The organism is Bartonella sp. B39 (assembly GCF_053795145.1).
The window spans coordinates 1478094-1492279 of record NZ_CP200036.1 but is presented as its reverse complement, the minus strand read 5'-3'; the positions used below and the strand labels follow the sequence as shown (position 1 = coordinate 1492279).

The window sequence follows — 14186 nt, the reverse complement described above, 5'->3', positions numbered from 1 at the left end:
AATTGGACCCGTTTTTTTTATGATTTTTTCATTTCCTATGGTGTTACTGTTTAGAAGCATAATCGGTGAATTTAGTGATTTGATTGCTTTGGGAATTGTTGATCCTGTTAAGGTTGTGCGTTCTGCTTTCCAGAATGCTGCTTCAATTGCTAGCCTTCTTATCACAACAGAAGCGATGGTTGCTGAGACTCCAAAGAAAGACACTCCTATGCTTCCTATGCCCGGTGGTGAAATGGGTGGAATGGGCGGAATGGATTTCTAAGCCTTGTCATAAAAAGGTCAAAAGAAACGGTTCAATTAAACCTGTTTTTTTGTATGCCTCTTCTGTTTTTTCTACAAGTTATTTATTTATTACAGTTTTTCTGTTTTTACCCGTTTTTATACGGTTTTTGATGCATTATCTTGGCGCCAACAGATTTTACTCCTCACTCATGTATTTTTTTCTTTTGTTCAATAAGTGTTTTTATGGCGGCGTTTTTTTTTGAGGATGTTTTGTATCGGTATTTTTAAAAATTTCATCCTTATTTCTTGTGGGATAATTTTAATCTCTGCAAATTCTAGGGAAAAGGCTATGTTAGAGTTTTGCTTTAGCAATGGACAATGGGGGTGTCTTGCTCTATGAGCGTTCATAGAGGTAATTTTTCTTGAATAAAAGAGGGAAATGTATGAGCCAAAATCCTAAATGTCCTCACTGTGGTGGCCTTTATACTTATGAAGAGGGGGAAAATTTTGTGTGTCCTGAATGTGCACATGAGTGGCCACAAAAGAGCGAAGATTCTTTTGCTTCCGATGTTGTTTATGATGCCAATGGTCAGGTTTTGACAAATGGGGATAGCGTTATGGTGGTGAAAGATCTTAAAGTAAAAGGCGCGGCATCAGTTCTCAAAAGTGGTACTAAAGTGAAGAATATTCGCCTTGTGGATGGGGATCATAATATTGACTGTAAGATTCCTGGGATTGGTCAAATTGGCTTAAAATCTGAATTCGTTAAAAAGATTTAGTTGGTATACAGTATTAAGCACTTTTCTTATTTGTTAAAGCGCATTCGCTTGAGATAAAGGGAGGGATGTGGTCAAGAACTTTTTCCATTCTTTTAAAGTTTTCGGGGAAAGATATTTTTTTAATGGCATGAAGTAATGGGGTGTATTGCTATAATTAAGTCTGCGCGACATTGCTTCATGGAGTATAAGTTCTCCCGTGTCTATAGCGTTTTTCGTGGTCTTTATGGATAGAGTGATGTGATTTGTGTTTTGTGGGGATGATTTGGTTTTTGTGATAGCGTGGGAATACTTTTTTGGCTGTTGCGTTTATCTATCGGTACTTTGATCTCATTTTTATTGCGGCATCGCTTCAACACCTAAAACTTCTGGAATAAAATGCCGTAACAGATTTTCAATCCCATTTTTTAGTGTCGCGGTAGAGGAGGGGCATCCGGCGCATGCTCCTCGCATATTGAGGTAAACAATACCGTTTTCAAAACCGCGAAAGGTAATATCTCCTCCATCATTGGCAACGGCTGGGCGAACACGTGTTTCAAGAAGTTCTTTAATTGTTAAAACAATATCAGCATCTTTTTCATCATAAAACTCTTCTAAAAGGGCATGGGTTTGCGCTTGTGTAGAGGCGTCGGTGGTGATAACTGGATCACCAGACAGAAAATGCTCCATAATTGTGCCTAAAATGACTGGTTTAAGATGTTGCCATTCACCTTCTTTTTTGCTCACGGTGATGAAATCATAACCCAAAAAAACACCATTGACATTTGGAATATTAAACAGTTTGGCAGCTAGAGGCGAATTTTTAGCAGCTTCTTCATGGTTACGAAATTCTAATACGCCTTCGGAAAGAACCACACGACCTGGTAAGAATTTCAGTGTTGCAGGGTTTGGCGTGGTTTCAGTTTGAATAAACATATACTCTCCTTTTGTTGTAATGGATGAGGAAGATCTTTACGCCTCTTCTTGTTTTTAAGCAATAGATTCGATATCTTCATCGGCAATATTGCTCGGAATGATGGTGACAGGAATTGAAAAGGCTGTGCCCCGATTGCCGATGAGTTGAATAAGTGGTCCTGGTCCTTCTGCGTGTTCACTGGCTGCTAAAACAATAAGTGCAATTTCCTTATCTTCCTCAATTAGTTTGGAGATTTCATCAATTTTTTCACCTTCACGTATAATGATTTTTGTTTTCAGAGCATGTGTTGCACGTACATCATGCGCAATTTCTTGCAATACTTTATGGGCACTTTGCGTTGATTCTGTTCGCATAACGTTGTTGACACCCAGAAAATGTTGAAATTCTATACTGTCTACAACACAGAATAATACCAATGTTCTGTTGGTATTTTTGGCATGCTGTGCGGCAAAAGCAACAGCACGTCGACACTCTGGTGTTTCATCAATAATAACCAAAATTTTTTTCTTGTGACCTGTTTTCGGATTTTTTCGCTTAGAAACCATGTTTTTTCTCTACACTCTTTACAATTGAAGTGTTATTGTTTCATGTATCTTGCAAAAATCCAACGATTTCACGGATTTTTTTCATATTTTTTTCTGCCAATGCACTGGCACGCTGTGCACCGTCACGCAAAACAGAGTCAATATAAGCGCTTTCTTGATGCAGTCGGCGGAGCTCTTGTGTTATTGGCGCAAGCTTATGGACGGCAAGGTCTGCTAAGGCTGTTTTAAAAAGCGAAAATTGTTGCCCTGAAAATTCTGAAAGCGCTTTTTCTTTACTCACTTGTGCAAAGGCTGCGTAAATACCAAGAAGATTGTCGATCTCTGGTCGTCCTTCTAGGGCGTTCAGTGTGTTGGGAAGAGGGGTGGAGTCTGTTTTGGCTTTGCGTATTTTTTTTGCAATAAGGTCAGCATCATCGGTCAAATTAATGCGCGAAAAATCCGAAGGATCCGATTTCGACATTTTTTTTGTACCATCGCGTAGCGACATAATGCGCATGGCTGTTTCCCCAATCAGCGCTTCTGGCATTGGAAAAAAACCTTGTTTCCTTTCTTCACCTATTTGCATCGAAACACCAAAATTTAAATCTGCAATACGGTCAGAATAGTCGTTATTGAATTTTTGCGCAATATCTCGTGTAAGTTCAACATGCTGTTTTTGATCTTCACCAACCGGAACATGGGTGGCACGATAGAGTAAAATATCGGCAGCCATCAGATTTGGGTAAGAAAAAAGCCCAAGGGATGCTTTTTCGCGATCTTTTCCCGCTTTATCTTTAAATTGCGTCATACGTTGGAGCCAACCAATACGGGCGATACAATTTAAAATCCATGCGAGTTCGGCATGTTGAAAAACCCGAGACTGATTAAAAATAATATGTTTTTGAGGATCAATACCGGCAGCTAAAAAAGCTGCTGTGACAGCTCTGGTTGATTCAGTTAAAGTAATTGGATCTGGATTCACTGTGAGTGCATGCATATCGACAACGCAATAGAGGCAATTGTAAGACGTTTGCAGTTCAACCCAATGTTTGATAGCTCCAAGATAATTGCCAAGATGTAAGTTACCACTCGGTTGTACGCCAGAAAATACAAGCGGTGTGAAGGTGTCCATAGGAGAGTTCTTTCTTAAAATAAAGTTATTCGTTTTGCGTTTTGTGACAAAGCGTCTTTCTGAAAGCAAGATAAAATATCATAGGTGTTTTTTAAAATTTTTGAGAGTGAGGAAAAAGGAACGCGTGTCAAGTAAAAAATAGGCACTCAAATATACAAAGAATATGACAAACATAATCCCTGCCAAGGTGCTTGCGCGCAAGAAAAATGATGCTTGTGAGGATAAAGGGAAAGACAAAAAACCAAGAATATGAAGAAGATAATGAAGGGTCATCGCGCTTAAAACAGTGACGATGATTAGGCATATAATATGTTTTATTAGTTGTGTATCGTATTTCCAATAGCCGCGCTTGATGAGGGTACTACAAAGCAACAGTGTATTGACCCATCCAGAGGTAATTTCGGCAATGACAATGCCTCGTGCTGATAAAATTGGGAATAATGTTAAAGCAAGACTGATATTGATGAAAACGCAAATCCCGGTGAAAATCATCGGTGTTTTTGTATCTTCATGGGCAAAGAAATTAGGAATCAATACCTTGATGAGGACAAAAGCTGGAAGTCCTAGCCCATAAAGTTCAAGAAGCTGTGCAACATGGTGTGTTGACTCATTAGTAAATTGTCCGCGTTCAAAAAGAAAACTGACAACGGGAGTGGAAAGTAGCAAAAAGGCAACGGATGCGGGTAATGTTAACAATAGGGTGAGTTCAATAGAGCGGTTTTGTAAACTGTTGGTTTCTTTGTGCTTTTTGCTGCGTAGAGCTCTTGTTAATTCTGGCAAAAGAACCGTTGCAACGGCAATTGCTATCACGCCTAGTGGCAATTGGTAAAGGCGATCAGCATACATTAAAGAGGATACGGCACCCGATTGGCTGGAAGCAATATTGGTATTGATTAACAAATTGATTTGCGTAATGCCTCCCGTGATAGCAGCAGGGAAAGCTAAAGTTAAAAGCTTACGAACATTGGGGCTGAAATGGGGACGGCGGAGGAAAATCTTCATTCCACTTCGACGCAAAGCAACAGCGATGAGGGCAAGTTGGAGAATGCCTGCTGCTAAGACGCCCCAAGAAAGATTTAAGCCGATATGCCAAGCATCAAGCTGATAGATCCAAGCATAAGCAAGTATACATATGAGAATAATATTCAAAAAGAGGGGGGCTACAGCCGCAATAAAATAGCGCCGCAAGGCATTCAACATTCCTCCCATCATTGCTGCTAAAGACATGCAGGTCAAATAGGGAAACATGATTGCTGTAAAATGAATTGTCGCGTTAAATTTTGTCGCATCCTCTGTAAAACCGGGCGCAATGACTGTTCGCACTAAAAAAGGCATACTTAATTCCATGGCAATGGTTAAAAGTAACAGTACCGAAAAGAGAATGCCAAACACCTCTTCTGCAAATTTGCAGGCGGCTTCTCCACCATCTTCAGTAATTTTTTTTGAAAAAAGAGGAACAAAAGCTGCATTAAAGGCGCCTTCAGCAAAAAAACGGCGGAATGTATTGGGAAAACGAAAAGCTGCATTGAATGCATCAGAAACAGGACCCGTTCCAAGAGCTGCCGCCATCAACATTTCTCGTACAAAGCCAAAAATACGGCTCATGAGAGTTCCAGAAGCAACAGTTGCAAACTTTTTAATCAGGGTCATGAAGGTATATCAGGTTTGTCATGAATAAAAGCTCTTTTAGAACACAAAAAACTGACCAGTATGTTAATAAAATAACACATTTTTCAAGCGTTTTACGGCGGAGTTTATTCTTCTGTCAACAAAAGTGTATGAAAAGTTTTGAATTATGCTCGTTTCTTCTGCATTACAGCTTTTATTGCTTCCATAAAACACCATTTTTTCTCGTAAGCGGGTATATGGGGCAATGTAACAAATAGAAAAAATCGTGGAAAAGTGAGTGAGTTGATAGTGTCTATATTTGCACTCCCTTTCATCTTTTTGGGATGTTACACGCATGGTATCTCTTTTCTTTTTTATAGTCTGTTGCCGTAGAGTACCAGTTTGCATAGCAAAATATAGCTGATTATTAAATGTCTTTTTTCATACATCAACTTTAAAAAGTACAAATTTGACTTTATAGAATATTTATAATGGGTAAACAGCCCATCTTCACTTATATACTACAATCTATAATGCTTAAAAATTATGGAGATTGTCTCTATATGCGCATGAACATACTGCCTATATTCGGGCATGTATTGCTTTGACATCTTTTTTGAATATATATTTCCCATACTTCCCTCTCCATCCTCCGATCTTCTCTTTTTGAAGGGAAATGGCTGATGAGAGAGAGGTATCTAAAAGCGATGATCCAGTTTGAGAAAAAGTTAAAAAGCTAAATATTTATGTGTAGTTTTTACTCGTAAGGGCTTCATTTGAGATAGTCTCACATCACGCTCCTCCTTTTTTTCTTGATCGTATTTTTCTTTCATTGTTAAGTTGCTCATTTTAGAAATTTTTTTTCTATCGCTTGGGGAGGATTTATGTATTTTAGAGGATCTCATGTTGAATTCTAGAAGAGCCTTAGATATACGAGCACTTTCAATACTACCGTTTATTTTTGCTGTTTGTTTGAAGAATTTTGCAATTTGTTCTGCTTGATTTGTTGATACATCAAGACTTTCAGCAAGCCTTGTATAATCTTTTTGCTTTATAGCTTCATGTTCGCTTGGCGATAAACGTTCACTGAATTTTTGAAAATACTCTTTTACTTTGGCTTCCAGTCCAGGAGCGGTTGATAAAGCCTCTTGCTGTTGTTCTTTTGACAGAGAAAATAGCCCTTTTATCTGTTGACTAGGCATTTCTACTGACTTGTTACAGCGTTTTTGTTCGGCAAAATGGTCTTTTATAATATTTCTTTCTAAGTCTATGACAGAATTTATATAAAGACAAAGGTTGATTTCCAAGGAAGAAATATTTTGTTCAGCACGTGTACGTGCTCTATTTTTTACGCCACATATTTCAAAGCCAGAAAGCTTAGAAATAGACTTTATAGATTCATCAATTTGTCCTAAAAATTCGCTTCTAGTATTAGGATTTGCATCAATTTTTCTAAGCGTTTCCTCTAAAACATGCGATTTGCCATAAACAATTTTGCACAAATCTACGATCTCTTTTTTACGTTCTTGTATCAATAAATCATTTTGAATCTTATCAACAATTTCCTTTTGTGAGAGAGGTGCCAATATTTGTTCTGGTATAAGAATTTTCTGTGATTTTTGAGGAAAGGGTGCTGTAAAAGAACAGGTATCACCAATTTTTAATCCCTTCAGTTGTTTTGGTGAAAGATCTTTTTTATTTCCTAAGACGAGAGTTCCATTGGCATCGATCATGAAGCCTTCCTGTCCACTGCCCCTATAGGTGCCATGATAGGTATGACCGTCTTGTGCCACGATAACAGGGCCATAATTGTTTTTATCAAGACCAAGCTTTTCCATTTCATTGGTGAATTCATTCAAAATATGCACCTTTTGGGGATTTGAGATATCCTCAAGTAAATGCTTCATTGGCTCTATACTGCCGTTGTTCATTGCTTCAGTATGAACAAGTTCTTCGCGTTTTTTTGTTACAAGAGAAAAATCTAAAGGATGACCTGCTGCTTGTCCGAGTTTTTCGATGAAAAATTGTATAGCAGTTGTATTTCCTGCTCTAAAAGGATATGCATGGTGCAAATCGACCATTATTTTAGCTGTATGCTCAATGAATTCTTCGCGGGTTAGATCTTTTAAATTATTCTTTTCCGCGAGTGTTTTATCCATTTCATCAAGTTTTTGCTGTATTTCTTTTCCGACAGCAAAAGGTTTGGTAAATTCTTTTTTTTTAAGGGATGGTGCGTAGGCGGTAGTACCATCTGCAAATTTAAAGGGGACTTCGCGAGATTGACCGGCCCATTCAAACGTATCTTTAAAGAGGCTGTAATGAATATGTTTTAGATAGGTGAAATCAAATCGTTTTGGTAAAGATTCCTGGTGCAACCCTTCTTTTGCTCTTTTTACATCATGGGCACATTGCTTTTTAAATGCATATAATTCTTTGATACCATACTTATTTTTAAGTACTGTGTGCCCGGTATAAAAAAAATTCTCCAATGCTGTAATGTCTTTTACACGGCTTGGCGTATAAATAGCTTTAGGGATTGCCGTTTTTTTTTCCTCTCTAAGAGATACAGAATAGCTGGCTCGTTTTTTTTTCATGGGTATTTTCTTTCAAGATTTATCTTTAAAAGCTTCTTTGGTGCATATTTCATCTTTAGTTTATGATTTTTTATCTAAAAGTGAATAGTCATGTTATCATACAATTTATCAATGAGTTAAGTAAAATAATAGGGGTGTTTTGTCCGATATTTTTCCCAATATCACGTACCACCACACGGTACGATCTACAAAAACGATCGCACCATGGGAACAGATTAAAAGTAAAAGCTTAGAGTACGATCATATTGCCATAGATTTTTGACGACTCTGCGGTAGCTTCTCTTCTAAAGATTTTTCTTGTTTGGCAAATTCTACAACATTTTCTGCTTTAATTTGTGTTGTGCTTATTTCAACAGATTTCTCACTATCGCTTGACGTTACAGATTGACGTATATCACATTTCTTCTGTCTCCTTATTTCGCGATTCTGCTGTTGAATAACATCGGAAACCTCTTTTATTTTTCCAAAGGTTTCTGTAACTTTTTGTGCTTGACTTACTGATATTCCAAGACTCTCAGCAAGTTTTATATTATTTCCTTCACTTATAGCTTCATGCTCGCTTGATGATAAACGTTCACTGAGTTTTTGAAAATAAGTCTGTACTTGCGTTTTTAGCTCAAGAGAGGTCAATAAAACTTCTTGCTGTTGTTCTTTAGACAGAGAAAATAGCTCATTCATTTTTTGACTAGGCAGCTCTATCGACTTGTCACAGCGTTTTTGTTCGACAAAATGGGATTGTAGAATATCTTTTTCTACTTGTTTTAGAGCATCTATATACTGAGAAATGGCCTGACCTAGGGATAAACAATTGTCTTTAGCATGTTGGCGTGCACTACTTTTAAGGCCACATACACCAATGCCACGAAGCTTATGAACAGACTGAGGAGATGTTTCAATAAGCCGCGCAAGTTTTTCTCCTTGCTCAAGATCTTCACGTGTCATTGGAAGTTTAAAATTTGGAAGTTTATTTTGCAAAGTATCACGTTTACCATAAACAATCTCACACAAATTTTCGATGTTTTTCTTGCTGTTTTTGATTAATGGATTATCGTAAACTCTTTGAGAAAGTTCCTCGTTGGTAAGGGATGGAACGTTTTCTGTTGGAATGAGCACCTTTTGCGCTTCTTGAGGGAGAGGTGCTGTGAAAGACAAGGTATCACCAATTTTCAATGTCTTTACTTGCTCTGGTAGGAGATGTTCTTTATGTCCTACGACGAAAGTCCCATTAACATCCATCATGAAACCATCAGCTCCACTACCCCTATAGATACCACGATAAGTGTGGCCATCTTGTGCCACAACCGTAGAACGATAATTGTTTTCATCAAGCCCAAGATTTTTCATGTTATTGGTGAATTCACGTAAAATAAGCAATCTTTCTGGATTTGAGATATCTTCAAGGAGGTGCTTTATAGGCTCTGAATTGCTGTTGTTTACTGCTTCAGCACGGATAAATGCCTTGCGTTTTTTTGATACAAGAGAGTAATCTAGCTCATGGCCTGCAGCTTGTCCAAGTTTTTCAATGAAAAGTTGTATTGCGTGTCTATTACCTTCTCTGAAAGGATTTAAAGAGTACAAATGCGACATCACTTGAGATGCATGTTCAACGAACTCTTCGCGTGTTAAATTTCGCAAATCATCCTTTTCAAGAAGCATTTCATCTAATTGTTTAAGACCTTGCTGTATTTCTTTGCCGTCAGCAAAAGGTCTTGTAAAGTTCTTTTTTTTCAACGACGGCATACAAGCAATGCTGCCATTTGGAAATTTGAAGCGTTCCTCGCGTGTATGTCCGGCCCATTCAAATATATTGGCAAATATTTGCTTGTGAAGGCTTTTTAGATAGGAGGAATCAATTTTTTCTGGCAAAGGGGCTGCGCGCAATTCCTCCATTATTTCTTTGGTATCGCGAGAATATACTTCAGCAAATGCCTTTTTATTGGTAATATTGTATTTATTTTTATATACTTTGGTCCTAGGGTAATAAAAGTGCTTCGCTTCTATTTTCAGCCTTTTTTTGGCTTCTGGATCGAGTCTGTGTTGAGTCTCTTGCAATTCTATGTGTGTGGTATATGTAGGATTTTGCGTGGTTTCATTTGTCATCGATACTTCCTTTCCAGTTTATTCAATGTAAATATTTATTTTTTTGTAATTTATCAATGAGTTAAGTGAAATAATGGGGGCGTCTAATACTACATGCCCCTCCCATGGTACAATCCATGAAAATGATCACACCAAGAGAATAGATTAATAAGAAAAGCTCAAAGCATGATCACATTGTCATAGATTTTGCACGACGCTGTCGACCTTGCTCTTCTACCGTTTTTTCTTGTTTGGAAAATTTTATAACGTTTTCTGCTTTAGCTGGTGGTGCCATTTTTTCAACAGACTTCTCACTTCCACTTGATGTTACAGATTGACGTACATGACGCTCTTTCTCTTTACTCATTTCACGATGTTGCTGTTGAATAAAATCGTTGGCCTCTTTTATGCCTCTTACGGTTGCTGCAATTTCTCTCGCCTGACTTATTGATGTTCCCATAATCTCAGCAAGTTTTGCATAATGTCTGTTCTCTATAGCCTGATGCTCGTTTGGTGATAAACGCTCATTGAGTTTTAGGAAATAAATCTGTACTTCTACTCTTAACTCAGGAGAGCTTGATAAAATTTGTTGTTGTTCCTCTTTGGTCATGGAAAATAGATTGTTTAGCTTTTTACTAGGCGCTTCTACCGACTTGGCACAGCGTTCTTGTTCAGCAGAACGGGCTGCCAAAATATCATTTTCTGCTTGTTTGAGAGCATATACATAACCGAGAATGGTGTGACTGAGGGGCGCAAAATTTGCTTCAGCATGTTGGCGTGCACTACTTTTTAGGCCAAATACACCAACACCACGAAGCTTATGAACAGACTGAGGAGATGTTTCAATAAGCCGCGCAAGTTTTTCTCCTTGCTCAAGATCTGCATTTGTTATTGGAATTTTAAATTGTGGAAGTCTGTTTCGTAAAGCATGCTTTTTGCCATAGACAACCTTACACAAAGTTTGGATGTTTTTTAAGCTGTTTTTGACCAATGCACTATCGTAGACCCTTTGAGAAAGTTCCTCGTTGGTAAGGGGTGGAACGTTTTCTTTTGGAATAAGCACTTTTTTTGCTTCTTGAGGGAGAGGTGCTGTGAAAGTCAAGCTATCACCAATTTTCAATGTCTTTACTTGCTCTGGTGGGAGATGTTCTTTATGTCCTACGACGAAAGTCCCATTAACATCCATCATGAAGCCGTTATCTCCACTGCCTCTGTAGGTACCGTGATAAATATGGCCGTCTTGTGCTGCGACAGTAAGGCGATAATTGTTTTCATCAAGCCCAAGCTGTTTCATATTATTGATAAATTCACGTAAAATAAGCAATCTGTCTGGATCTGAGATGTCTTCAAGGAGATGCTTTAAAGGTGCTGCATTGCTGTTGTTTACTGCTTCAGCACGGACAAATTCCTGGCGTTTTTTTGTCATAAGAGAGAAATCTAGATCATAGCCTGCCGCTTGTCCAAGTTTTTCAGCAAAAAGTCGTATTACGTGTCTATTACCTTCCCTGAAAGGATTTAAAGAGTACAAATGCGAAATTACTTGAGATGCATGTTCAATGAACTCTTCGCGTGTTAAATTTCGTAAATCATCCGTTTCAAGGAGCATTTGATCTAATTGTTTAAGCCCTCGTTGTATTTCTCTGCCGGTAGCAAAAGGTTTTGCAAAGTTCTTGTTTTTCAGAAATGGCAGAGAAGCAATGCTGCCATCTGCAAATTTGAAGTGTTCATCGCGTGTATGTCCGGCCCACTCAAATGTCTTGGAAAATATTTGCTTGTGAAGGTTTTTTAGATAAGAGGAATCAATTTTTTTTGGCAAGGGAACTGTGCGCAGTATCTCTACTATTTCTCCTACATCACGAGCACATACATCAAAAAAATCCTTTTTATTGGTAATATGATATTTGTTTTTATACACTGTGCTTTTAGGATAAAAGAAGTTCCGTGCTTCTGTTCTTAGTATTTTACGGGTTTCTGGATCGAGTCTTCGGTAATACTTTTGCAATTCTTCCTGTGTGAGTGATGCAGAATAGCCAATTTGTTTTTTTTTCATCTATATTTCCTTTTAAGCTCATTCAATATCAATATTTATTTGTAAAAGCTTTTTCGGTGCATACCTCATCTTGATTTTATAGCTTTTTATTGAAAGGCGAATGCTCATTTATTGTGCAATTTTTTCAATGAATTAGTCTAAATGAAAGGGGATGTTTTGTACAATATTTTTCTTAATATTACAGACCCCATCATGGTAAAATTCATTAAAATAATCACACTACATGTATAGAGTAAAAGCCAAAGTTTCAAATACGATCATATTGCCATAGATTTTGCACGATGGTGTTGACCTTGCTCTTCTAGCGTCTTTTCTTTATTGGTAGATTTTGCAACGTTTTCTGCTTTAGTTGGTGTAGTGATTTTTTCACCAGATGTTTCACCACTGTCTCCCCATGCTACATATCCAACTTTATGCTGTCGACCTTGCTGTTTTGGTGCTCTGTCTTGTTTGGTATATTTTTCCTTATTTCTTTCCATTATAGGTTGGCGTAAACCACGTTCTATATGTCGCCCCATTTCGCGATTGTGCTGTCGGATAACATCAGAGATCGCTTCTGTTTGTTTGAAGAATTTTGCAATTTGTTCTGCTTGATTTGTTGATACATCAAGACTTTCAGCAAGCCTTGTATAATCTTTTTGCTTTATAGCTTCATGTTCACTTGGCGATAAACGTTCACTGAATTTTTGAAAATATTCTTTTACTTGGGCTTCCAGTCCAGGAGAGGTTGATAAAGCCTCTTGCTGTTGTTCTTTTGACAGAGAAAATAGCCCTTTTATCTGTTGACTAGGCATTTCTACTGACTTGTTACAGCGTCTTTGTTCGGCAAAATGGTCTTTTATAATATTTCTTTCTAAGTCTATGACAGAATTTATATAAAGACAAAGGTTGATTTCCAAGGAAGAAATATTTTGTTCAGCACGTGTACGTGCTCTATTTTTTACGCCACATATTTCAAAGCCAGAAAGCTTGGAAATAGACCTTATAGATTCATCAATTTGTCCTAAAAATTCGCTTCTAGTATTAGGATTTGCATCAATTTTTCTAAGCGTTTCCTCTAAAACATGCGATTTGCCATAAACAATTTTGCACAAATCTACGATCTCTTTTTTACGTTCTTGTATCAATAAATCATTTTGAATCTTATCAACAATTTCCTTTTGTGAGAGAGGTGCCAATATTTGTTCTGGTATAAGAATTTTCTGTGATTTTTGAGGAAAGGGTGCTGTAAAAGAACAGGTATCACCAATTTTTAATTCCTTCAGTTGTTTTGGTGAAAGATCTTTTTTATTTCCTAAGATGAGAGTTCCATTGGCATCGATCATGAAGCCTTCCTGTCCACTGCCCCTATAGGTGCCATGATAGGTATGACCGTCTTGTGCCACGATAACAGGGCCATAATTGTTTTTATCAAGACCAAGATTTTCCATTTCATTGGTGAATTCATTCAAAATACGCACCTTTTGGGGATTTGAGATATCCTCAAGTAAATGCTTCATTGGCTCTGGATTGCCCTTGTCTATCGCTTCAACATTGGCCAACATCTTGCGTTTTTTTGTTACAAGAGAAAAATCTAAAGGATGACCTACTGCTTGTCCGAGTTTTTCAACAAAAACTTGTATTGCATAGCTATTTCCTTCTCTGAAAGGATGCATATGCTGCAAGTTTATCATTAGTCCTGCCGCATGTTGAACGAATTCTTCGTGGGATAAGTTCTTTAAGTAATCTTTCTCAGCGAGTACTTGATCTAAATTTTTTAGCCCTTCTTCTATTTGTTCACTGGGAGCAAAGGTACTTTGAAACTCTTTCTTTTTTATAATAGGTGTAAAGGCGAGGCTCCCATCTGCGAATTGAAAGGGTTTTTCGCGTGTCTGCCCAGCCCATTCAAAGGCTTTGGAAAACAAACATTTATGAATATGTTTTAAATAGGAGGAATCAATTTTTCCTGGAAAGGGGGCTGCACGCAGCTGTTCCATTGCTTCTTTTACATCTTCAGAAACTTTTTGATTCAAGGCATGCTTGTCTTTTATGTTATACTTATTTTTGAGTGCTGAGGTATCGTTGTAAAAAAAATGCCGTGACGCTACACTTGATCTTTCTTGTTCATTTACATCCATCACTTGGGGGATTGCTGTTGATTGTTTCTCTGTGAAAGATGCAGAGTGGTTGATCTGTTTTTTTGTCATGGATATTTCCTTTCAAGCTCTCTTAATATCAATTCATTTTTGAAAGCTTTCTTGGTGCACATTCCATTACTTTTGGTGCATGCTCCATGTTGACTTTAT

Annotated in this window: 9 protein-coding genes and 1 pseudogene; 2 read left to right on the top strand and 8 right to left on the bottom strand. The window is 37.7% G+C overall.

Annotated features, from left to right (window positions below):
* Positions 1-64: 64 nt before the first annotated feature.
* Together groEL and V4P57_RS06800 are read left to right on the top strand one after the other, a co-directional pair.
* Positions 65-262: pseudogene (groEL, locus tag V4P57_RS06805) on the top strand (chaperonin GroEL); the annotation flags it as partial.
* A 403-nt stretch (positions 263-665) separates the two neighbouring features.
* Positions 666-1001 carry a zinc ribbon domain-containing protein YjdM gene (locus tag V4P57_RS06800; RefSeq protein ID WP_455465816.1) on the top strand — a complete coding sequence of 112 codons (336 nt, stop codon included), beginning with the start codon at positions 666-668 and terminating at the stop codon, positions 999-1001.
* 333 nt (positions 1002-1334) lie between these two features.
* Here the strand turns inward: V4P57_RS06800 and V4P57_RS06795 are convergent, their stop codons facing one another.
* The 8 genes from V4P57_RS06795 to V4P57_RS06760 form a co-directional block, all read right to left on the bottom strand.
* Positions 1335-1913, bottom strand: a complete 579-nt coding sequence (locus V4P57_RS06795) for a NifU family protein (protein ID WP_455465815.1) — start codon at positions 1911-1913, stop codon at positions 1335-1337.
* Between the two features lie 54 nt (positions 1914-1967).
* Positions 1968-2459 (bottom strand): universal stress protein, encoded by a 492-nt coding sequence (locus tag V4P57_RS06790; protein WP_455465814.1) that lies wholly within the window; start codon positions 2457-2459, stop codon positions 1968-1970.
* Between the two features lie 40 nt (positions 2460-2499).
* Entirely contained in the window at positions 2500-3570 is a 1071-nt protein-coding gene (gene trpS / locus V4P57_RS06785) for a tryptophan--tRNA ligase (RefSeq protein ID WP_455465813.1), read from the bottom strand.
* Between the two features lie 78 nt (positions 3571-3648).
* Positions 3649-5220, bottom strand: a complete 1572-nt coding sequence (murJ, locus tag V4P57_RS06780) for a murein biosynthesis integral membrane protein MurJ (RefSeq protein ID WP_455465812.1) — start codon at positions 5218-5220, stop codon at positions 3649-3651.
* A 686-nt stretch (positions 5221-5906) separates the two neighbouring features.
* On the bottom strand, positions 5907-7772 hold the full coding sequence (locus tag V4P57_RS06775; RefSeq protein ID WP_455465811.1) for a BID domain-containing T4SS effector: 1866 nt from the start codon (positions 7770-7772) through the stop codon (positions 5907-5909).
* Between the two features lie 240 nt (positions 7773-8012).
* Positions 8013-9872 carry a BID domain-containing T4SS effector gene (locus V4P57_RS06770; RefSeq protein ID WP_455465810.1) on the bottom strand — a complete coding sequence of 620 codons (1860 nt, stop codon included), beginning with the start codon at positions 9870-9872 and terminating at the stop codon, positions 8013-8015.
* A gap of 169 nt (positions 9873-10041) precedes the next feature.
* Positions 10042-11901 carry a BID domain-containing T4SS effector gene (locus V4P57_RS06765; protein ID WP_455465809.1) on the bottom strand — a complete coding sequence of 620 codons (1860 nt, stop codon included), beginning with the start codon at positions 11899-11901 and terminating at the stop codon, positions 10042-10044.
* A 257-nt stretch (positions 11902-12158) separates the two neighbouring features.
* Complete coding sequence (locus V4P57_RS06760) at positions 12159-14087, bottom strand: BID domain-containing T4SS effector (RefSeq protein WP_455465808.1); 1929 nt, start codon at positions 14085-14087, stop codon at positions 12159-12161.
* Positions 14088-14186: the final 99 nt, after the last annotated feature.

Bases quoted from the DNA above. Each gene is read 5' to 3' on its own strand.
- murJ (WP_455465812.1), bottom strand. From the start codon at position 5,220: ATGACCCTGATTAAAAAGTTTGCAACTGTTGCTTCTGGAACTCTCATG.
- V4P57_RS06775 (WP_455465811.1), bottom strand. From the start codon at position 7,772: ATGAAAAAAAAACGAGCCAGCTATTCTGTATCTCTTAGAGAGGAAAAA.
- V4P57_RS06765 (WP_455465809.1), bottom strand. From the start codon at position 11,901: ATGAAAAAAAAACAAATTGGCTATTCTGCATCACTCACACAGGAAGAA.
- V4P57_RS06790 (WP_455465814.1), bottom strand. From the start codon at position 2,459: ATGGTTTCTAAGCGAAAAAATCCGAAAACAGGTCACAAGAAAAAAATT.
- V4P57_RS06795 (WP_455465815.1), bottom strand. From the start codon at position 1,913: ATGTTTATTCAAACTGAAACCACGCCAAACCCTGCAACACTGAAATTC.
- V4P57_RS06770 (WP_455465810.1), bottom strand. From the start codon at position 9,872: ATGACAAATGAAACCACGCAAAATCCTACATATACCACACACATAGAA.
- V4P57_RS06760 (WP_455465808.1), bottom strand. From the start codon at position 14,087: ATGACAAAAAAACAGATCAACCACTCTGCATCTTTCACAGAGAAACAA.
- trpS (WP_455465813.1), bottom strand. From the start codon at position 3,570: ATGGACACCTTCACACCGCTTGTATTTTCTGGCGTACAACCGAGTGGT.
- V4P57_RS06800 (WP_455465816.1), top strand. From the start codon at position 666: ATGAGCCAAAATCCTAAATGTCCTCACTGTGGTGGCCTTTATACTTAT.